Below are 19,324 nucleotides of genomic sequence, written 5' to 3' on the forward strand. Positions count from 1 at the left end.
GGAGGAACTTCGCCCAATCGGACAACGTACCATGCAAGAACATGCAAAGATTCTACCGACTGCCCGCTTTCGGACTTCTAATAGTCGTGATCGCCAGCGCTTGCGTCGATCCGATTTCCGCGCAAACACACCCGCCGTCCGCGAAGCAGGAACATCCGAGACCGTGGCTCGACTCGGTGCAGGAATCGGCAATCGATCGGCTCTTTTCTCAGCCACCAAACTCTCCGGGATACGCGGTTGCCCTGATGAAAGATGGCGAGTTCACTTTAGCTAAGGGGTACGGTCTCGCGAACCTCGATGACAATATTCCCATAACGCCGGAGACGTCCTTTCATCTTGCCTCTGTATCCAAGCAGTTCACCGCTGCGGCTGTGGCCCTCCTAATTCTCGACCACAAAATCGCACTCTCCGATCCAGTCTCCAACTACCTGCCAGAGGTCGCGAAGTATGGAAACGGATTGCGCATCGAACACCTGGTTTACATGACCAGCGGCCTTCACGAGTACACAGACGAGCCGAGAAAAAATGGGACGCCGTGGACGACCTTTTATTACTTCACTCGCGATGAAGCCATCGCTGCGGCGCTACAGCCCGATCAACTTCAATTCACTCCCGGAACACAGTGGGCCTACCGAAACGTCAACTACATGCTTTTGACGAAGATCGTGGAGGTCGTCAGTCATGAGTCCTTCGCGACATTCATGCACGATCGAGTCTTCGTCCCTCTCGGCATGTCTCATAGCGAGATTAATGACGACAGCACAGAGGTCATTCCCCATCGAGCAACAGGCTATGCCTTGCGCTCCGATCCGCGCGTTCTCAACGAACTCGCACAGGTGGGGGTGGTCATCAAGCCCGGTGATGGATGGGCACGGCTGGTCCGCGTCGCTCCACACTTTGGCGGCAGTGGCGTTTTTACGACACTCAATGATCTCTTGCTGTGGGACAGAAATTGGTATGCAGGAACCCTGGCTGGACCGCAGTTCAACGAGCTGATGAACAAACGAATGAAGTTCGAGCATGACAAAGACAACGACGCTCTGGGACTGGTGTGGCGCTCAAGTTATGGTCATCCCTTGCTCGATTATTCGGGTGGGGACACAGACACTTCTACTTACATGGCCCGCTTTCCGGAGCAGCACTTCACGATCATCTGTCTTTCAAACATGCCGCTTGGAGATGCGGAGGGGAAGGCACACGAGGTACTGGATCTTCTCCATAGTTGGGGCAAACTGTAGAGATCTTTCTCAAACCGCGACGATCCGGAACGCGAGCCTCAGTTGGCGATAACAGGCCGATGCGCTCATCGAGCGTGCCGGTGGTTGCTGGATCACCTCCGCAAAGAGCGTTTGCCCTTACTTATGAGCGCTATAGCTGCGTCCTGTCCTCTTTCCTACTTCACAGACTTGCAAAGATGTTCTGACTTCCAGGTATCTACCAAGGTGGTCGGCGGCTTCGATGCATCATGGAGAATGAGGATCAGTCCGCGTCGAGCCTCTATTCCAACAGCCGTCAGTTCCATGGGCACGCCCTCGGGAACGACAATGTTCGATCCTTTCCCTCCGATCTGGATTCCGCGCGGAGTCTCCAAACAGGTCTCGCCGCTCTCGGTATAAAAAGCCTCAACTCCTGAATGGAGGTGGGTCTTGCTTACCATCCCGGGCTGTAGACTTGCCTCCATATATTGCGCGGTATAGCTTCGTTCCTTCACGACGGCGAGAGGTCCTATTTGTGTTACGCGCGTTCCCGAGGTACGAAGTTCCGGCTTCTCCCCGATTGTGAGGAGCCAGACCTTGCCCAACGATTCGACGACTGTTCCATGCGCTCCTTTCGCCTGCTCTGCAAGCTCCTTTGTCGGGAACACATCAATCGTCCAGTAGACGGGGCTTTCAGGAACACCGAGAGGCTGAGTCGCAAGAATCCAGCACCCGTTCTCGACCGTCTTCTGGCTCATAGGCTTACAACTCACGAGCTCGCGTGGCTGTTGAGCGAAGGCTGCACTCCCGATGCAAAGAAGAGAAAGGCAAACGGCAGCCTTATGGATCAGTGGCATGACAGAGATTTCGCGGATCACAGGCATTCACCTCGGAGGGTTCGAACTACATTCGAAGAATGCCATAGCCGCAGCCCCGGACCAAACATAAATCTCACTCGAATAAATTGCACCGCGACTGGTCTACGCATCGACGGTCCGTATAGTCTTCTCGGAAGTGATCCGGTTGTCTCAACGAGGTCGCGGTAGGGACGATCATTACTGATCGCCCCCCGCACAGATCCGCACGAGCGCTCCTTAGCGCATGCGGCTCCTATCTCGGATGAGTGGCGGCGAAGCGGTCAAGGGGCCAGGGATGCATCACGCGAGGTGTAGGAAGCCATTGTGCAGCCAGCTTGAGACGACGGACCCAGGCGTATCGGTGTCTTTGACTACGTCGCTTCAGCGCTTGCCCCCAGTAACGAAGCACGCGTTCCCGGAACAGCCCGAGGCTATCCAGATTTCCGGGCACAGCGTAGTAGTTGAAGTACCCCTGTACAACTGACCTGAGCCACGCGCCAGTCTGAGGCACGGGATCATGCATGCGCATCCTGAGTTGCTGCTTGATCTCCTGCAGCTTCTTTTGCATGCGCTTGCCGATCGTCATGCGCCGCACAGCATAAGACCCGTTCCCGTTCTTCCCGCTGATGTGCGTGAAGCCAAGGAAGTCGAAGGTCTCAGGCTTGCCTTCCCCTCTTCGTTTCCGGTTCTGTTCGGCATACCGCCCGAACTCGATCCGGCGCGTCTTTTCCGGGTGCAGTTCCAGTCCGAACTTTTCCAGCCGTTCTTCTAAGCTCTTGCGAAAACGGTCTGCGTCCGTATCCCACTGGAAGCCAAGGACGATGTCGTCCGCATAGCGGAGGACGATCACCTCGCCTCGCGCACACTTCTTACGCCAGACGTCCACCCAGAGATCGAACACATAGTGGAGATAGATGTTGGCAAGGAGCGGTGAGATCACCGACCCCTGCGGAGTACCTGTCTCCGTGTCCGACCATTGCCCTTCCTCCATCACCCCAGCCTTGAGCCATTTCTGGATCAGGCGCAGGATACGTTGGTCGGCAACGCGATGCTCGACGAACTTGATCATCCACGCTTTGTCGAGGTTATCGAAGAAGCCTTGGATGTCAGCATCAAGTACGTAGTTCACCTTCCTTTTCACGAGTGCGTAGGACAACGCATCCAGCGCCTTATGCTGGCTGCGCCCAGGACGAAAACCATACGAGAAGCCGAGGAAGTCCTCCTCATAGATGTTGTTGAGGATGGTGACCACTGCGTGCTGGATGATCTTGTCCTCCAGTGCGGCGATCCCGAGCGGACGCTTCCGTCCGTCGCCTTTCTCGATGTAGACCCTTCTCGATGGAAGCGCCCGATACGAACCGCGATGCACCCGGCTGTGCAGATCGGCAAGCCGATCCTCCAGCCCGGATTCATACGCCTGCCACGTCATCCCATCCACGCCGGGAGCCGCCTTGCGTTTCAGAGAACCGAAGCTGCTTCTTAGCAGATCGATCGTGACATGTTGGAGCAGAGCGGTGAACTTCCTCTCCTTGTTTTCCCTTGCAGCTTTCCGCACACCCGCCAGCCCCCTGTGACACGCGTGCCCCGCTCTGTGTCGGGCGCGTGCTGGACTGATGGATGTTCCCCTTGATCAGCGGCCTTCCCTCCTCACTCTCCGCCATCGACTGCTCGATTTTGTTCGAATGATTCATCGGTACTATACCGCTGTCCGACTCCTCGGCGACGTTCATGCGGGCATTACGGCCTAAGCCTTCGCCCGCCGTCCTGCTGCTGGCTGGCAGCAGGCGTCTCCGAGGTCTCCCGGTTCTCGTGCATGAAGCTTCCAGGCGTGTCTGGGGTCTACGACTACGCAGGACCGGACGGGAACTCGCGATATCGCCCCCGCCCGTGTAGCCTTCCGCCAATGCAAAAGCGTCAGGGTCCTGATTGCATCTTTTCGAAGCTCAATACCCAGCCCACCTGTACCCCTGTTTACGCTTCGCTGAACACCTCGCGGTGTGCAGCGCAAAACTCGGGGCCGAGCGGTTCGCTACTCCTTTCTCGTAGGAGGCTTGCATTCCCTGCTTCATGCCGGTTTATCCCGGCGCACTGCATCGGCGATTTGTCACACATTCGAAATAGGCACGGCAGCGTTAGGAAGTTGCACCGACCTCTGCCGTGACAGTTACGCTAACTGGTTGTATCTAAATGATTTCATGGGCGTTGATGGCTATCGACAGCACCCTTAGGCATTCAAAAACATTGAGAAAAACGCGAATTTCAAATTTCAGCACCCTCGCCGGCACCCTCGCGATTTTGGACTCTTATGCGCCTTGACCTCTGCCTTTGTTCAGCAAAGGTCAGCATCAAGCGCTGATTCCTACAAGTCAACGTTTCCGTTGCTAATCTGCCGCTCGATCAGTGTATTGGCGATAATGCACCATTCGATAGCTGTTCCGGTCCCCCAGCGCGTTTGCCGTTACGTATCAAATCGCGCCCCGATCTCTGCAGTGATAGGTCAGCGAGTAGTCGCAACCCGAACAAACCAATGACGTCGTTGACTACGATTGTCACTGGAAAGCACTGAAGACAGCCCGAAATCCTGCTCTCGAAACCCTCGCCAGAACCCTCCGACAGTTGCCTGACTCGGACCATGGAAAGCTCAATGCTGGATTAGAGATACAGGTGCGCCTACCCGAAAAATGCACCACAAAGTATGCATGGAGCATTTACTCTTAGTTGACGTAAAAAGCACCGGCCAGTAATCGCCGACTAGAAGCGGAGCTATGGCGACAAAAAACCTTAAGATTGACCAACTCGAACTCGATCTGTGGAATCCGCGCATTAACAAGGCGGAAGGCCAGTACGAGGTCATGCAGCGCATCATCGAGGACCAGGATATCAAGCTTGCTATCCTCGCCGAGAGCATCGCCGAAGACGGCCTGAACCCGATGGATCGCTTGCTGGTGATGAAGTCGGAGCGCAAGGGCAAATTCGTCGTCCTTGAGGGAAACCGCCGCACCCTGGCTCTGAAAATCCTGCACAGCCCTGCGGTTCTTACCGGTCTCGATGTTCGGCCCGGCCTGCGCAAGCGCTTGGAAAAGGCAGCCGAGAACTTCGATGTAACCACAATTGAGCCGATCGACGGCTTCGAAGTCGCCGATCGCACCGAAGCGGCGCCCTGGCTGCTTCTGCGCCATAGCGGCGAAAACGAAGGCAAAGGCATCGTTGATTGGTCGGGCGTGGCCGGCAAGCGTTTCCGTGGTGCCGATCCGGCCTTACAGGCCCTCGATTTTGTGCGGCAGCATGCGTCGCTGTCCGAGGAACAGAAGGAACTGCTCGACGATCGCTTTCCGATCACGACGACGCTGGACCGCCTGTTGTCCACCCCCGCCGTCCGCAAGCAAATCGGGGTCGAAATCAAGGTGCGGCCCCTGGAAGGGATCACCGAGCGCGATTTTCCTGTCCCTGCCCCCAGGGCAGCTGCGAAGCGTGCGCAGCGGACCGTGCCTCGGAATAACATCGTGCCGCGGCACTGCCGCCTGACCGTGACGAATTCGAAGACTGAAGAAATCTACAACGAGCTGAAGAAAATGCGGCTCGATACGTTTCCCAACGCGATCGCGGTTATGCTGCGCGTGTTCATGGAAAATTCTGTCGACCACTACCTGACCAAGGTCGCCAGCCCTCCGATCTCGCTCAAATTCACGGTTGCCGGCCAGGGCGACAAGGACAAGTCACTGAAAAGCAAAATCGAAGACGCCTCCAATCCTTCGCGAAGATATCTCTTCTGAGATGAAAATCCTCACGACCGACGAAGACTATCCGCAGCTCAACGGTTTCGGTACCTTTCTGGGACTATCGGATCGCCTGATGCAGACCGAATCGCCGTTTTTCAGGGCTGCCCACACGACCCGCGTCATTTGGGCAGGACACCGAGTGATCTACATCTTTACCAACAGCACGGGTGAACTCAGCTTGTACTATGACATCGAATTGCGCGACCCCTTGGAGCAAAAGAGTGCTGGAGGTGGCAGCTTCGCCACAACGACGTTAATTACTAAGAAAAGAATCTTCATCCCTGTCCCCTCGGAACTTGCGGACGAATTCCGCGTAGAAACGGGATCGCGAGAGTTTTTCGTACGCTTCGACTTGCTCAGCAATGACCTCAGCTTCCCGGCCACATAAGAGTGAGTGCTCTCCGGCTGAACAATAGAACTCATTGCGGTCAAATCACCTCATACTTCTTTAGGAGCTTTTCGAAGAAATTGGAAACTTTGGCTCCGGATTCTGGTCCGATCGTACGCGCCGCCAGATCTGTATCGCTAAATTCTCCTCCGCCAAAACGGTAGACTTCGTAGCCGAGGAGCCGCAACCTCCGATCTTCGAGACATGTCTTTGCATACAGTTCCGAACTCGCGATAAATTGGCCCGACCGGATATCTTCGACTGCGTAATGGTGGCGTCCATCGATCTCAATGACGATGCGGACGCGATTTTCCAACATCAGCAGAAAGTCCATTCTCTGTCTTGCGAGAAATTCTTCGTCGCCCCGTTCGCGTTTCGTGTAGGGGTCATAGTGCAGGTATACCTGCGGGATCAGTGCAGGCAGCTTGTCACCCAGTCGCTTGCCAAAGAGCTCATAGTATTTTCGAAAAAGTGCAAATTCTCCCGGCGAACTTGCAGCGTATACAGATCGTGCCAAGCGTTGATAAAGACCCTTACTCGCTGCTTTTTCGTCTTCGAGTCCCTCTCGAAGCTGCCACCAAGTCACCAAGTCTCGCCACAAGAGCTGACCGGACGGTGGCAGGGGCCGGTCGAAGATCAAAATCTTGTCTTCGTTCTTGACGATCTTCACATCGTTGTTAATGGCGTCGATGAAGACGAGCTCAGGCTTCCCCAATCGAAGCAAAGATTAGGTTCTTCATCGCGCCAGGAACATTGGGTTGCAGTCGAACGATTCCGTAGACCGGATAACCAGACACTGAGTCCACCGCGCACATCTCAAAGCCATCGCGGCGTAACGCAGCATTGATCTGCTTTGCGGCCTCTTCTTGTTCATCACCGCGGCGAGACATCGGATGGAGAAGCTCAGTCAACAGCTTGAAAAAAGTCGTTTGACTGCAAATGAGCGCACCGCACTCGATTAGTAGCTGCTCGTTGTCCCAGTCTGGATTGTCAATATAGTGTTTCGTGATCTCCTGTTCGAGGGTCCTACTCTGCAAGAGCACATTGAACGCACTGCCTTCAATGGCTTCTTTGCCGAACACAGTCGAAAGCAGCGCAAATAGCCCCTTTTCTCCCGAAAGGTGGCCTACGGCGTTCAGCGCTTTCACAACGTCCTTGCGTGTGACCTGGCTTACGCGATGTTCTGCATGGGTCGTCATCTCGCTCACAGTGTTCTCAAGAGCAGGAGAAGCGAATTCTGTGAGAACTTTAACCGCGATCTCGAGAAGAGCGGGCTTATCTCGCTTCAACAAATGTCTCTTTACATACGCGCGCTTACTTCGATACGCGTCGGATGCGTCGCCTTCCTGCACCCCATCCTGAATGCCAACCGACTGACAGACTGTAGGTACGTTGTGCGCTGACACATTCGCTCCGATCGTGTCGGCTATCTGGTCGCGAAGTTTATCGAGGGGAATCGTCATTGGTTCGGCAGCGAGGCGACACTATCTGATCTTGAGTTCGAAACGTAGCTCCAGTATCTGCTGTTTCACTCACCATTTCCTAGAACGGTGAAACGTTGGATTGGCGCTCTCGAAGTCTTTCAAGACGGCCTCACGAAGTTGCTGCAACTCATCTGCTGCGGAGGGGGACAACTGATACGTCGGACATTCGGGCAGATTGCAACCGCAAGGCCGAATGTCGCCCGACTTCACCATCTCCTCGAACGCGGCACGGAGACGGGCAAGACCCATCTCGACCGACTGCAACTTGCGGCTGGTTCCAGGGTCTTTCAGTTCGTGACGCGATGCGATGCGACCGATCACATGTCCGTCTCGGGCCTTCCAAATGCCCGTACCCAAAGCCTGAATCGTATCTGAGACCGCCTGCTTAAAGTCAGGCAGATTGCTCTCCTGGTGGATTGGGGTATAGAAGGCTGGCCTGTCGAACAGTTTAGCCATTGCAGCAAGGATGTCCCCGTCGCTTAGTGTCCTGTCCTCCAAAGCAAACTTCGTGAGTTGATTTTCGGCATCAGGAAAGATTTCGCCGCCGACAAACCGTTTCACCAAAGGTTCCGTCTGTGCGCGAAGGAGCTCTTCGAACTCCAAACCAGACTAAAGATCGCAATGCTTCACTCCGGCTGCTTGCACATGGGCCTTGATTTTGTCACGCATGCCCGCTGAGATCGTTCCACGCTCGACCACGCGAAACCGGTCTGGAATTCCATGAGGCGCGCTTAGGACTTTCGCAAGATCTTCCTTAATTTTTGCGAATGTCAATTTGTGTCGATTGACGCACTGAATGCAAACGCTCTCGTCGTCTTCTCGGATGCCCCAGATATCACGGCCGAGGTCGCCGCCAACCTGACCGTACCATTCAAGGGTCTGCCACCGTTCCGCCCGCACATGGTAGGCGAATACCAGCCGCTCGAATTGAAATCCATCGAAATCTTCAAAGTGAATCGGGTGCACGTAGCTGGAAGGATTCGGCATTGCGGAGACTCTCCTCGTACGCAGCGGCGCAGAGGGCGCAATCGTCGCACCGTTCACATTCAACCTCTATCGCTGTCGCCTTCAGTTTATCTCTGCGAAGGAGTGAGTCCGCAGTTCCACAAGTTTCTCTCCCACGCTTCCATTCTTGGACAACAGGCTACCGGGAGGAGGTCTCCTCCCGCGCTTCAGCCGCTTCGCGTCTTTGCTCCTTCCTCTGGCGGGCCCGTTCCTGCCGGCAACGCCGTCCCTGACAAATCTTGTGCGCTGACGCGCACGCATAAGGAAACCAAACCTTGCTGAGGGCTGAGGGTACCGGAACATCGTTTACATTTTGAACCGGAGACATGCTTTACAAGCCCCTTGCGGTGAAAGTGGCTCTGGTTGAGTGTTTGCGGCTGGCTTGGCCGGTCTTAAAGAGAATACCCGTAGTCGTCGAAGCGGTGGGAATGTGGGAATCCCGAAGGGATTTCCAAGGGCTGTGGGAAGATTCTCTCTTGTAGTGCAAGCATTTTCGGTGGGGATGGAATGGATTTTCAAGGCATGGTGGGTCTTTCCCTCCGATGCCTGTCTGGGCCGAGCGAGGATATCCCCGCTCGGCTGTTGGTTCATCGTCGGGATGAGCCCACCAAGTTATCCCTCGGCATGGTTGCTTCCCAGCAGAGCCCGCTTCCGTTTCACTTGATGAGGCGATTGTAGCGTTTATATGGTCAGCAGATGCGGGAAGAGCTTGCTTCCGTCGTAGGGAGTTTGGCTGCCGAAGATGCCGTAGATGGCGTGAAGCAGTTTGCGAGCGACCGCGATCAGTGCCTGCAGTTTGCGTTTGTGCCGCGCAAGCAAGGCTTCATAGAACGCCTTTAGATGTGGGTCCCAACGCACTGCGGCCAGAGCCGGCATATAAAGCGCCCGGCGCAGGTGGCGACTGCCAGCGCGACTGATGCGCGATGGTTTATGCACCGAAGTGCCAGAGTCTTGGTGTACCGGATCGAGCCCGCTGCGCGCGACCCATTGACGCACCTTCATGTCTGGGGCCAGCAGGACCAGTTCGCCCAGGATCTGCAACGCGCTGACGGCCGCGATGCCCGGAACGCTTGTTAACAGCCTGAAACGCTGGCTCAAGTGGGCATCAGCGGCGATCAACGTCAGGGCCTCACGGCGCAGCTTCACGATGCGCCGGTCAACTCCGGCCAGCGAACGCTTCAGGTCCGCGATCACACAGCGCGGCGTGGCTAACGATCTTTCGGCGGCGTGCAGGCGATTACCTTCCCGCCTTTGCTGGACCACCAACGCCTCCAGATGCCGGCTGATGGCGCGCAGAGCGAGGGCGCTTTGACTGGGCTTTTGCCAGGCTGCAAAGGGCATGCGCAGACTGAACTCTGCCAGCACCTGAGCATCTGCTGAGTCCGTTTTGGACCGGCGAAGTGTCCGCGCAAAGTCGTGAACCCTTTTTGGGTTCAGCACCGCTACCTCCACAAACTCGGTCGCATCCAGGGCCAAGGCCAGGTCCATCGAATAAATGCCGGTGGCCTCCAGCGATACCCGCACCGGCGCCTTCATCTTTCCCAGCCAGTTGAGCAGCGCCTTGTGTCCCGCAACGGTGTTGGCAAACTCGCGTTGCACCCACGGATGGTCCACCTCCATCACTGCAATCGCCAGAGTTTCCGCGCCTATATCAATACCGCAAAACAACTTCTTCACTTGGCGATCTGGGTATTTCTCGGTTGAAACTGCGGGCTTACCAAGAGCAACGATCTGCTTGCTCATAGACCTCCTTCGGCACTAGGATGGGCTTCAGCAGCCGTCCCTGTCCGCGTCCACGGGCTTCCTCTTTCTGCTGACCTTGAACATGCAGGCTCCAAAGGCCTCCGATTCTCCACAGCATAAAAAGAGAGGGACGGCGGCCGATCTTCGCATCAGGCTCAGCAAGGCTGGCCTCGGGTGGGAACGGCCTCTCCGCCGAAACGTAACCTATCGTCACGCCTCTGAACGCAACATACAAGGGTGGGAAGCCGGCTCCATGGCTTTCCATGCTTTCCATAGCCTGGCATTTCCACGGCTTGTTGTTCGCGCGAGCTAGGCGCGCAGCACTGGACGGAAGCGCATCTCCGAGCTGTTGAACTCGCCGAGTTCCATGTTGTGGAACGTGACGCGATAAAGGTCTTCCTCCATCTGTTCGAAGCCGAGGTCTTCGTTGCGGAATACTTCGCTGATAAAGACTCGGCCCTTGTGCCAACTTACATCGCCGCTGCAGTTCACACGCCGCGTCTCGATGGACTTTGGATAAACAAACGGTACGGCACGACTCGGCAGCATCCGGGTGCTTGGGACGTAGATGCTGCCCGGGGTCTCGTTCGCGAGGGCTTCGTGCGGACGTTCATGGTTGAACGTCGCCCGGAAGTTGTCGAACTTCTTCTGCTGCGCGGTGAGCGTCCGCGCTGGCGGGTTGGTTGTATCTTCCTTCAACGTGCGGTGCATCCGTTCATGGCGGCCGTTCTGCTGCGGCTTGCCCGGCTGAATGCGTTCATGCACAATACCGAGCTTGATCCATGCGAGCGAGAGCCTCGAAAGACCCAACAGTCCGGTTCCGGCGAACGGCGTTCCGTTGTCAGTGCGGATACGCTCCGGCACGCCAAACTCGCGCATCGCCGCCTCGCATACGGCGCTCACCTGGGCAAGGTCCATGCGTGTCACCGCCTGACAGCGGATCAGGAACCGGCTGTGAGCATCAGTGATGGTGAACGGATCGCAGCGAAGCCCGTCGCCCGTCATGAAGTATCCCTTGAAGTCCATGCACCAGAGCTGGTTCGGCGCCGTCACCATCGAGAACGGCTGGGAATAAGGAGTCGTGCGCCGCTTCTTGCGCTTCGGGTTGGTCAGCCCGGCGCGTCTCAATATCTGGCCCACCGTACTCGCCGCAGGCCACGGCACGTTCGGGTTCATCCGCTCCAGGGGCGCCTTCAGCTTCCGTGCTCCCCAGGATGGAAATCGCTTCCGCAGAGCGAGGATCTCATTTTCGATCTGAGCCGGTGTCGCATGGGAGCAACCATGAGGCTTGCGCGTCAGATCCAGTAGGCCTTCCGGCCCAACTTCGTCGTAACGCTTGATCCATTTGTAAGCCGTTGGGCGGGAGATGCCGTACTCGTGACAGAGATCGGTCACGGACATCTCTTCCTTTTGATAACTCGATAAAAACTGCAGACGCTGATCCACGGTACGTATCTCTTTCCAAGGCATGAACGCATCATCGTGCGTAAAGGCCAAAGCGACGAAACCGCCGATCTCCGACAAGGTGTAAACCATGTCTCCGGTCTGATCTGTAAACCAAGTGCTCAGTACGCTCCGGGCTCTGCCCTGGCGCAGCGCAAGGGGTTTCCCAACAGTCTTCCGCGCTGCGCTTGTGCAGACCTTCGCTTCGCTCGTCCTCCGCTTTGCTCCGGATGGGAGATACCCCTCCCCTTGCGCTTTGCCGCCCCGCCTTCGCCAGGAGGCGTTCGGCATGTAGGTACATGCCACGCATGGCATGAAAAGCAAAAGCAACCGTAAAGGAGAGACACACCATGAGCAGCGTAGCCACCACCCCCACCGTCACCCCGTCCACGCAAAACCCCAAACAGCCGCAGCCACGGCAAACAGCGAAAGAGATGATCGCCGCCAATGTCCAGAGCCTCATCGAGCAACTGGAGGCCGGACACTCGGACGCACTCACCGCCTACCTGAACGCGATGAGCCGCTTTCATTCGTATTCCTTTGGCAATGTCCTGGAGATCGCGAGACAGCGCCCGACAGCCACGAAAGTCGCGGGCATGTATGCGTGGAACCAGTTAGGACGCCGCGTGAAGAAGGGCGAGAAGGGCATCCGCATTCTGGCTCCCATCATCGGCATCAAGCGCAAGCGCGATGAAGAGGCCGAGAAGGACATCACCAAGCAAAATACCCGCGTCCTTGTTGGCTTTCGGAATGCCTATGTCTTCGATGTGGAGCAGACCGAAGGCGTCGAGCTTCCCGCGATGCGCGAGGTGTACGGAGACGTGGGAGAGAACCACGACCGTCTCGTTTCGTTCATCGAACGTCAGGGCATCGAGCTTGTCTATACCGAGAACATCGCTCCCGCGCTTGGCATGAGTTACGGGGGACGCATCGCCATCCTGCCGGGACAATCGAAGGCCGAAACCTTCGCGACTTTGCTCCATGAGCTGGCGCATGAAATGTTGCACAAGGCCGAGCGGCGAACCACCACAACCAAGGTAGTGCGCGAAACAGAGGCCGAGGCCATTGCGTTTGTTGTCGGCAAAGCCGTAGGACTGGAAGCCGGAACCGCGAGTGCCGATTACATCAGTCTCTATCATGGCAACGCCTCGTTGCTGATTGAGTCGCTGGAGGTCATTCAGCAGACCTCCGCTGTCATCCTTGCCGCATTGGAATCGTCCGCAGCCGCAGAAACGATGCCCGATGCAGAACTGGCGAAGGTGGCGTAATGCAAACCATCCTTCAAATCCTCAAGATGGCCGGAGGGTGGCACCCCGGCCTGTATCTCAAGATCGACAACGTCCCGTACATGGAGCTTGTCATCGAAGCGATGGACGAGTCCGGCCCGATGGGACTCCCCGCTCTGTCCGTCGCGCACTACGGCGAACAGAACGGCGACCTCATGCGCGACCCGGAGATGTGCTTCGAGCTTGGCATGGCGGCAGGCCCGCACCTGTCCGCATTCTATTTTCGCAACGACTATCTCGGCGTGGAGCAGTGGAGCCGCAACATCGTGCGCGGCAACTATGTCCACCTGATCGCTTTGCATGAGCAGCACCAGCAATTCGCAAAGACGTGGGATAACAACCTGCGTTTGCAGAGATTCGCAGACGCTTTCACGGTCAAGTGCATTCGTGGCTAGTCCGCTCCCTTGGAGCGGAACAGCCAGTGTGGGTCCGCTCCGCGACCTTTCACCTTCAACCGCTCGAAAGGAGCACACCATCATGGAAACGCAGATCGTCAATGCCACCGAATACCGCAACGTAACCCTCGCTTTGCTGAGTGAGTCCAAGACCAATCCCCGCCGCACCTTCGAAGAAGTTGCCTTGAAAGAACTTGCATCGTCCATCCGTACCCAGGGCGTACTCTCGCCCTTGTTGGTTCGTCCTCTCACTGATAATGGCTTCGAGATCATCGCTGGAGCACGGCGTTACCGCGCCGCGCAGATGGCCGAAGTCCCGACCGTGCCCGTCCGCATCGTTCATCTCTCCGATGCAGCCGCGTTAGAAGCTCAATTGGTGGAGAACCTTGTCAGGTCGGAAATCCACCCGATGGAAGAAGCGCAGGGGTTCCGCGCATTGCTGGACTTAGAAGACCCGAAGTACAGCATCGAGCAAATTGCGGCGAAGGTGGGAAAATCTCCTGTCTTCGTGGCTTCGAGGTTGAAATTGTCCGACCTTGTACCGGCAGCAGTCGATGCGTTCTATGCCGATGAAATCGGTGTAGGCCATGCTCTGCTGTTGGCGAAGCTGCCCGCCGACCAGCAGGAAGCCGCGCTCCAAGTCTGTTTCAAAGAGGTCTATAACGGCGGATCGAATCCCGCCCGTATCCTGCTGCCCGTCCGCAACCTGCAATTCTGGATTGACAGCAATATCCTGTTAGTCCTGAAAGATGCGCCGTTCAACAAGCGGGACGCGCAGCTTATCCCGACCGCTGGCAGTTGTGCCGATTGCCCCAAGCGGACAGGCCATAACAAGCTGCTGTTTGGCGATGACCTTGGAAGGCAGGGTGACCGCTGTACCGATCCAAATTGCTACGCTGCCAAAGTCTCAGCGCACGTCGCGCAGACCGTCGCCGCGAAACCGGAACTGGTGCAGATCAGCACAGCCTATGGTGGCCAGAAAGAAGGCAGCCCCGTATTGCCCCGCAACAAGTACACCGCCATTCGGGACGACAAGCCGAAATCGAAAGACGACGCCAAGCGGCCCGAGTTCAAAGTGTGCAAGTTCACCACCGAGGCCATCATCACCGAAGGTGCGGACGTTGGCACCATCCACAAAGTGTGTGCCAATCCCACTTGCCCCGTCCATCATCCGAAGCAGCCAACCAACCGCAGCGATGAGAAGTGGAAGGCCGAGCAGGACAAGCAGCGCAAGGAGCAAGCCATTGCGAACTCGACCGGACTCCGTGTTCTTGCCGCTGTGAGCGCCACCGTTCCCGTTCGCCTCTTGAAGCGTGACCTGCTCTTCATCCTCGAAAGGCTGGTAAGCGTCATGGACGAGAACCGCGTCGAGATGTTGGCGCGTCAGCACGGCATCCGCCAGAAGCGCGACGATGGAGGCGTCAGCAAAACGTAACTGCGTTTATTCGCCGTGCGGATGAAGGTACACTCTCCCGGCTGATGGTGGAAGCAAGCATCCTGCTGGCGTCCTCGCGAGGCAATCCCACAACGGTACTCAAAGAGGCTGCTACCGCCTACAAGGTGGACACTGAAGCCATCGCTGCAAAGGTGAAGCAGGAGTTCGCAATGAAGGATAAGGCGAAGAAGGCAGCGCAACCAGCGGCCAAGGTCGCGAAGGAAGCTGCTTAGTTGCGACAGGCAGACGGGCGGCGAACCCGCCGCCCTTTGCTTGCGTTGTATACGCCACAAAACGGCGGCAGGGAGACACCTCGGCGGTTTCTCCCTGCACCCACTTCCATCTTCCTTCCGGCCGCCGGCTGCGCGGCAGAAGACGTTCCCCCTTCTGCACTTTCCCCTTTCGGCTTGCGACGCCGACCCCATATTAGAGAGAGCAACCAACCTATTACAGGAGCATTGATGCACCCTGCATATCTATCCAGCTCGATCCCGTCACTTGTGAGACAACTCCTCGGTCATCCAAATCTCGAGGTGAGCACGCAGCTCCCGAAGCGGAACAACTCCCTCCTCGAGTACCGCCTGATTAAAGCGACGCAGATCGAAGCGAGCTCTTAATCTTCTCTGTGCCTCGACTCGAAGAGCCCTGATCTCCAATCCGCCAGTATCGTAGGAAGTAAGTTGACCGGGCATTACAGCCGTACGGTCTACGTAATCGTTGGCTACGTCCGCCGAGAAGTGGCCCGAAGACACCATGTAGTCCACCGCCTGCTGTCGCGTCCAGTGGAACGCGTGAAGGCCCGGGTCCACGACCATGCCGCGTGCCGGCCACAATCTTCGCATCACCTTAGCGTCTTCCGAACCGTAGACCTTAGCCTCTTCGGCCATTGCTTCCGCGTAGCGCGCCCACCTTCTGCGTACGCGTCGTTATCGATCAGCTTCGATAAGCATGTTGGTGGTTGCAGTTCGCGTGCCAAGCCCTTTTGTAGATAATGCCCAGGCACTCCTTCGTGTACTGTATTGATTTCAGCATCGGACCGCGTCTCACTACGCCAATCACCGAGCCTGATCAGAAAAAACCGCAGGTTTGTTGGGATCGGGTTGTCCTTGGAAGCGAGACCCGACACCCGCACTCTCTTCAAAGGGATATAACGGCTCGGCAACTCATCACCCGGATGCCACAACAGGGCATTGTCATTCAGCCGCCGTCAACCTGTTCCGGGGGCGTCCCGAGCCGAAGAGATCTGTGTAGAACGAAGGAAGGATTTTCGGTTCGCTCAGTCAGGCGAAACATTTGAGCGAAGTTCAAAGGCCTTCAGGGTGCGCGCTAAGGAGCGCGCCAAGGTCACAATGTCCTTTAGGAACTCCTTGATTGAGCCCACGTCTGTAGCGCCTGGAGCACTGGGCGAAGTGCGAGACCGTCCTTAGTCAATCCGTACTCCACCTTGGGGGGCACGACAGGATAGACCTTCCGAGAGATCACCCCGTTCTCTTCTAAATCTCGCAATTGCTGAATCAGCATTTTCTGTGAAATTCCCTCAACGGCCCGGCGAAGATCGGAGAACCTCAGAACGGGCGCCGTGAAGAGGTGGTAGATGATCAGTGTTTTCCAGCGGCCTTCGAGAACTCGAAGAGCATCTTCGAGTTCTTGGGCGGAGCAGGTATGAGAGAGGAGCACTGGGCCTTTACGTTTTACGGTAACCATTTGGTTAGTATTACACTTTTTAGTACGTTCTTGTATTAGGTATACCAATGACCTAACCTAATACGTAACAGGTGACCCGCTCTGCTGTCGATCTGTCGGCTCGGCGCATTATTCTTTGGAATGGGTCGTTAGCAAAAACCTGATTACAGGAAGGAAGCAAGAATGACAAACAACACCTCGAACACAGAATTACTCGTGCGGCAACTTCTGGATCGGCAAGACATTCAAGACACCATCTCGCGGTACTCGCAGGGACAGGATAGCCACCAGGGAGCGGACTCCAACATCCTTGAGCAGTGGGACAACACGTTCGCGAAGAACGGAACGGTCGATTACAGCGTTGCAGGCGGAACCAAGGGCTCGTATCGGGATCTCGCCAAGTGGATGCGGGGAGAGGGCGCTACGTCGGGTAGCATGAGCGGCTTCTCCAACTGGCAACACATGCTGAGCCTGCCAGTCGTCTCTCTCACTGGCGACACCGCGAAAGCACGGACCGACTTCTTCGCAACCCACCGTGGCAAGAAAGAAAACGAGTTCAACGTTCACTACAACGCTGCAGGTGCCTTCCACGACGAACTCGTACGCACGACTGATGGCTGGCGTATCAAATTTCGTCGCCTTGAGGTGTACTTTGGCGATCCGTTACAGATCGCAAAAATCGGCTAAGACTAACTGTAAGGGTGCGCTTCGGCCTCTTGGAAGGGCCGAAGCTTTTCTTTAGCCATCGTGTTCGAGCAATGACGGGCTGCGAATGCGCGTTTCACGTCGCAGACATGCGCCGTTCGTTCAGCGTGTGACGCTTCAACACAATCAATGCACGCTACACGGTCATGTCGTATGGACCTCGCGTATAGGAGCAATACGGGCCATGGATCAAGATTGTGTATTGTATGCAAGAGGAATTACCCCGGTTCTAGAGCTTCTCAGTGGTAAATGGACGCTGCAAATACTGTGTGCGTTGCGATTTGGCCCCGTACGCCTGAGCCAGCTCACGCGGCTCACGCCAACGGCTTCCAAGAAAGCATTGCGGGCCGCACTGAGAGCTCTTGAAGCTTCTGGATTTGTCATTCGCCATGATCTAAGCAAGACGGTTCTCCACGTTGAGTATGATCTCAGCGAAAACGATAGACCGGTCATCAGTGGCCTGCTGGATCACTTAGCGGTGTGGGGTCATGTACTGGAAAAGCGAGAGTCGGCGCGAATGGCCCCTTTGTCGCCCACCTAAGAACGCCTATTCAGTATAGATGACATGAATACGTGTCTCGTCTTTACTAAGGTTTCTTTTATCGCAGCTGAGCTACGACTCCGGCGATTCGTAAATCAATTTTGCCGTTATCCGTTTTGTAGTTGTAGTTATGGGCGCGGCAACTTCCATAGGGAAGGCACTCGACCTTCGGCTGCATTCCTGCCAATGGAGGTAGCCCTCGTTCGTAAGGTTAAAGATCTCATTCGGAGCAGAAGGCGTTCGCCTGCCACTCTTTAGCTTTGGCAAGAATGTCAGCGGATGTCACTGGCTACACGGCACGATGAAAGACCTCTGATCCAGAAAACGAAGTGAAAGCGCCATCTCCTTCGAGAGGGCGGCATTGAATCCAATCATCATGGTCAGGTTTATAGAATTTTCAACGGAGTATCGGCATCAGCTCTTTGAACTCGTGAATTCAGTGCTTCTGCTATATGGCTTCAAGAAGAGAAAGCAATAGGCTATTTCGCGGTGTCGGTATGTTGTGCTGTCGTCCGTGGCGGACTATGGCACCGATGCGAGCGTCCGTCTCCATCGAGCGGCCAGCAAGGCGGTCGGCTAAAAGCGAGTTCACCAAGTCAACGGGGTAGTTGCGGTATTGCGCGAGCACTTTCTGTGGGAGGTCCTCATCGAGGATTGCTCCTACCGCCCGGCCGACGTCTACGCACTCACGGACTACCTCGAGCGTTGCGTCTCCGATCGCCACATCCCAGAAGACACCAGCCGGTTTGCCCAAAAGCGCCGAGATCGAGCCGGCAGAGTTGACACAAAGCTTGCGCCATGCGGCAGAGACAAAGTCAGCAGTCAGGGTTATCTGTGCGGCTGAGCCCTGAAGCAGGGCTGCGAAAGAACGGCCCAGTACATCTGACTGTATGAAAAGCTCAACTGGCCCACGTTGGTGGACGCTCTCGGGTGCACGGCGCTCGGCTGGGCAATCGATGATGACAGGGACGATCAGCTCCGCTGGTGAATAGGGGGCAAAGCGTTCACGATGCTCCACTCCATTCTGAATCACTGCAACGGGAACACCTTGTTTGCAGAGATGTTTGACCCACGCCCCGGCACCGCGAGCATCATAAGTCTTGGTGGCCACGATGACCCAATCCACAGGCTCCACCTGTGACGGGTCGGTATGGTTCGCGTAAGAAATGTTGTTTCTACCTTCAGGAGTCTCGACATTGAGGTATGCGAGAGGCCGACGCGTGCAGAGTACAAGATCGTGCCGTTCGATGGATTCCAGTAAAGCCGCGATCACAGATCCGATTGCGCCCACTCCCACGATTGCGATCCGCGCCATAGCACCATTATGCCAGGAAAAACGCTCGGTTTGATAGGACGCAAGCAAGCATCGACTGAGATTTCTCTC

General features: G+C 56.2%; 19 protein-coding genes and 1 pseudogene. 9 read left to right on the plus strand and 11 right to left on the minus strand.

What is annotated here, in order from left to right; translation table 11 throughout:
• Nucleotides 1–41 precede the first annotated feature (41 nt).
• On the plus strand, nt 42–1,238 hold the full coding sequence (locus ACPOL_RS03070) for a serine hydrolase domain-containing protein (protein WP_161557170.1): 1,197 nt from the start codon (nt 42–44) through the stop codon (nt 1,236–1,238).
• A 155-nt stretch (nt 1,239–1,393) separates the two neighbouring features.
• On the opposite strand, the gene ACPOL_RS03075 is transcribed toward ACPOL_RS03070, so the two are convergent.
• Nucleotides 1,394–1,954 carry a hypothetical protein gene (locus tag ACPOL_RS03075; protein ID WP_150132886.1) on the minus strand — a complete coding sequence of 187 codons (561 nt, stop codon included), beginning with the start codon at nt 1,952–1,954 and terminating at the stop codon, nt 1,394–1,396.
• A gap of 352 nt (nt 1,955–2,306) precedes the next feature.
• On the minus strand, nt 2,307–3,608 hold the full coding sequence (gene ltrA, locus ACPOL_RS03080; protein WP_236657192.1) for a group II intron reverse transcriptase/maturase: 1,302 nt from the start codon (nt 3,606–3,608) through the stop codon (nt 2,307–2,309).
• A 1,210-nt stretch (nt 3,609–4,818) separates the two neighbouring features.
• Between ltrA and ACPOL_RS03085 the strand changes: the two genes are divergently transcribed.
• Nucleotides 4,819–5,826: a ParB N-terminal domain-containing protein gene (locus ACPOL_RS03085; protein ID WP_114205759.1), complete on the plus strand. Its 1,008-nt coding sequence runs from the start codon at nt 4,819–4,821 to the stop codon at nt 5,824–5,826.
• 1 nt (nt 5,827) lies between these two features.
• On the plus strand, nt 5,828–6,220 hold the full coding sequence (locus tag ACPOL_RS03090; protein WP_114205760.1) for a hypothetical protein: 393 nt from the start codon (nt 5,828–5,830) through the stop codon (nt 6,218–6,220).
• Between the two features lie 40 nt (nt 6,221–6,260).
• On the opposite strand, the gene ACPOL_RS03095 is transcribed toward ACPOL_RS03090, so the two are convergent.
• The 6 genes from ACPOL_RS03095 to ACPOL_RS03125 all read right to left on the minus strand — a co-directional run bounded on the left by ACPOL_RS03095 (nt 6,261) and on the right by ACPOL_RS03125 (nt 11,988).
• Complete coding sequence (locus ACPOL_RS03095; protein WP_150132887.1) at nt 6,261–6,944, minus strand: hypothetical protein; 684 nt, start codon at nt 6,942–6,944, stop codon at nt 6,261–6,263.
• Entirely contained in the window at nt 6,922–7,683 is a 762-nt protein-coding gene (locus ACPOL_RS03100) for an AbiJ-related protein (protein WP_114205762.1), read from the minus strand. Before ACPOL_RS03100 ends, ACPOL_RS03095 begins: the two co-directional genes overlap by 23 nt.
• A gap of 69 nt (nt 7,684–7,752) precedes the next feature.
• Entirely contained in the window at nt 7,753–8,265 is a 513-nt protein-coding gene (locus ACPOL_RS03105; protein ID WP_150132888.1) for a hypothetical protein, read from the minus strand.
• A 48-nt stretch (nt 8,266–8,313) separates the two neighbouring features.
• Nucleotides 8,314–8,691, minus strand: coding sequence for a hypothetical protein (locus ACPOL_RS03110; RefSeq protein WP_114205764.1), 378 nt, complete (start codon nt 8,689–8,691; stop codon nt 8,314–8,316).
• 699 nt (nt 8,692–9,390) lie between these two features.
• Nucleotides 9,391–10,452, minus strand: coding sequence for an IS110 family RNA-guided transposase (locus ACPOL_RS03115; protein ID WP_114205765.1), 1,062 nt, complete (start codon nt 10,450–10,452; stop codon nt 9,391–9,393).
• Between the two features lie 309 nt (nt 10,453–10,761).
• Nucleotides 10,762–11,988 carry an IS481 family transposase gene (locus ACPOL_RS03125; protein ID WP_236657193.1) on the minus strand — a complete coding sequence of 409 codons (1,227 nt, stop codon included), beginning with the start codon at nt 11,986–11,988 and terminating at the stop codon, nt 10,762–10,764.
• A 257-nt stretch (nt 11,989–12,245) separates the two neighbouring features.
• On the opposite strand from ACPOL_RS03125, the gene ACPOL_RS03130 reads away from it, so the two are divergent.
• The 4 genes from ACPOL_RS03130 to ACPOL_RS34480 all read left to right on the plus strand — a co-directional run bounded on the left by ACPOL_RS03130 (nt 12,246) and on the right by ACPOL_RS34480 (nt 15,244).
• On the plus strand, nt 12,246–13,163 hold the full coding sequence (locus ACPOL_RS03130) for an ArdC-like ssDNA-binding domain-containing protein (RefSeq protein ID WP_114205767.1): 918 nt from the start codon (nt 12,246–12,248) through the stop codon (nt 13,161–13,163).
• Nucleotides 13,163–13,576, plus strand: a complete 414-nt coding sequence (locus tag ACPOL_RS03135; protein WP_114205768.1) for a DUF6908 domain-containing protein — start codon at nt 13,163–13,165, stop codon at nt 13,574–13,576. Before ACPOL_RS03130 ends, ACPOL_RS03135 begins: the two co-directional genes overlap by 1 nt.
• An 82-nt stretch (nt 13,577–13,658) precedes the next feature.
• Nucleotides 13,659–15,011, plus strand: coding sequence for a ParB/RepB/Spo0J family partition protein (locus ACPOL_RS03140; protein WP_236657194.1), 1,353 nt, complete (start codon nt 13,659–13,661; stop codon nt 15,009–15,011).
• 44 nt (nt 15,012–15,055) lie between these two features.
• On the plus strand, nt 15,056–15,244 hold the full coding sequence (locus tag ACPOL_RS34480; RefSeq protein WP_236657195.1) for a hypothetical protein: 189 nt from the start codon (nt 15,056–15,058) through the stop codon (nt 15,242–15,244).
• A 261-nt stretch (nt 15,245–15,505) separates the two neighbouring features.
• On the opposite strand, the pseudogene ACPOL_RS03145 reads toward ACPOL_RS34480, so the two are convergent.
• Together ACPOL_RS03145 and ACPOL_RS03150 are read right to left on the minus strand one after the other, a co-directional pair.
• Nucleotides 15,506–15,907 (minus strand): annotated as a pseudogene (locus ACPOL_RS03145) (DUF885 family protein); the annotation flags it as partial.
• A gap of 460 nt (nt 15,908–16,367) precedes the next feature.
• A complete protein-coding gene (locus ACPOL_RS03150) occupies nt 16,368–16,715 on the minus strand; it encodes a winged helix-turn-helix transcriptional regulator (protein WP_114205770.1) in 348 nt (115 codons plus the stop codon).
• Nucleotides 16,716–16,877: 162 nt separating this feature from the next.
• Between ACPOL_RS03150 and ACPOL_RS03155 the strand changes: the two genes are divergently transcribed.
• Nucleotides 16,878–17,381, plus strand: a complete 504-nt coding sequence (locus tag ACPOL_RS03155; protein WP_114205771.1) for a nuclear transport factor 2 family protein — start codon at nt 16,878–16,880, stop codon at nt 17,379–17,381.
• A gap of 202 nt (nt 17,382–17,583) precedes the next feature.
• Nucleotides 17,584–17,940, plus strand: coding sequence for a winged helix-turn-helix transcriptional regulator (locus ACPOL_RS35985; protein WP_161557171.1), 357 nt, complete (start codon nt 17,584–17,586; stop codon nt 17,938–17,940).
• A gap of 448 nt (nt 17,941–18,388) precedes the next feature.
• Here the strand turns inward: ACPOL_RS35985 and ACPOL_RS03165 are convergent, their stop codons facing one another.
• Nucleotides 18,389–19,255, minus strand: a complete 867-nt coding sequence (locus tag ACPOL_RS03165) for a 2-dehydropantoate 2-reductase (protein WP_114210574.1) — start codon at nt 19,253–19,255, stop codon at nt 18,389–18,391.
• Nucleotides 19,256–19,324 lie beyond the last annotated feature (69 nt).

The organism is Acidisarcina polymorpha, assembly GCF_003330725.1.
GTDB lineage: Bacteria > Acidobacteriota > Terriglobia > Terriglobales > Acidobacteriaceae > Acidisarcina > Acidisarcina polymorpha.

What these genes read in the sequence shown, in the direction of transcription:
- ACPOL_RS03070 (WP_161557170.1), top strand. Translation starts at nt 42, where the DNA reads ATGCAAAGATTCTACCGACTGCCCGCTTTCGGACTTCTAATAGTCGTG.
- ACPOL_RS03075 (WP_150132886.1), bottom strand. Translation starts at nt 1,954, where the DNA reads ATGAGCCAGAAGACGGTCGAGAACGGGTGCTGGATTCTTGCGACTCAG.
- ACPOL_RS03085 (WP_114205759.1), top strand. Translation starts at nt 4,819, where the DNA reads ATGGCGACAAAAAACCTTAAGATTGACCAACTCGAACTCGATCTGTGG.
- ACPOL_RS03090 (WP_114205760.1), top strand. Translation starts at nt 5,828, where the DNA reads ATGAAAATCCTCACGACCGACGAAGACTATCCGCAGCTCAACGGTTTC.
- ACPOL_RS03100 (WP_114205762.1), bottom strand. Translation starts at nt 7,683, where the DNA reads ATGACGATTCCCCTCGATAAACTTCGCGACCAGATAGCCGACACGATC.
- ACPOL_RS03110 (WP_114205764.1), bottom strand. Translation starts at nt 8,691, where the DNA reads ATGCCGAATCCTTCCAGCTACGTGCACCCGATTCACTTTGAAGATTTC.
- ACPOL_RS03115 (WP_114205765.1), bottom strand. Translation starts at nt 10,452, where the DNA reads ATGAGCAAGCAGATCGTTGCTCTTGGTAAGCCCGCAGTTTCAACCGAG.
- ACPOL_RS03125 (WP_236657193.1), bottom strand. Translation starts at nt 11,988, where the DNA reads ATGGTTTACACCTTGTCGGAGATCGGCGGTTTCGTCGCTTTGGCCTTT.
- ACPOL_RS03130 (WP_114205767.1), top strand. Translation starts at nt 12,246, where the DNA reads ATGAGCAGCGTAGCCACCACCCCCACCGTCACCCCGTCCACGCAAAAC.
- ACPOL_RS03135 (WP_114205768.1), top strand. Translation starts at nt 13,163, where the DNA reads ATGCAAACCATCCTTCAAATCCTCAAGATGGCCGGAGGGTGGCACCCC.
- ACPOL_RS03140 (WP_236657194.1), top strand. Translation starts at nt 13,659, where the DNA reads ATGGAAACGCAGATCGTCAATGCCACCGAATACCGCAACGTAACCCTC.
- ACPOL_RS34480 (WP_236657195.1), top strand. Translation starts at nt 15,056, where the DNA reads ATGGTGGAAGCAAGCATCCTGCTGGCGTCCTCGCGAGGCAATCCCACA.
- ACPOL_RS03150 (WP_114205770.1), bottom strand. Translation starts at nt 16,715, where the DNA reads ATGGTTACCGTAAAACGTAAAGGCCCAGTGCTCCTCTCTCATACCTGC.
- ACPOL_RS03155 (WP_114205771.1), top strand. Translation starts at nt 16,878, where the DNA reads ATGACAAACAACACCTCGAACACAGAATTACTCGTGCGGCAACTTCTG.
- ACPOL_RS35985 (WP_161557171.1), top strand. Translation starts at nt 17,584, where the DNA reads ATGGATCAAGATTGTGTATTGTATGCAAGAGGAATTACCCCGGTTCTA.
- ACPOL_RS03165 (WP_114210574.1), bottom strand. Translation starts at nt 19,255, where the DNA reads ATGGCGCGGATCGCAATCGTGGGAGTGGGCGCAATCGGATCTGTGATC.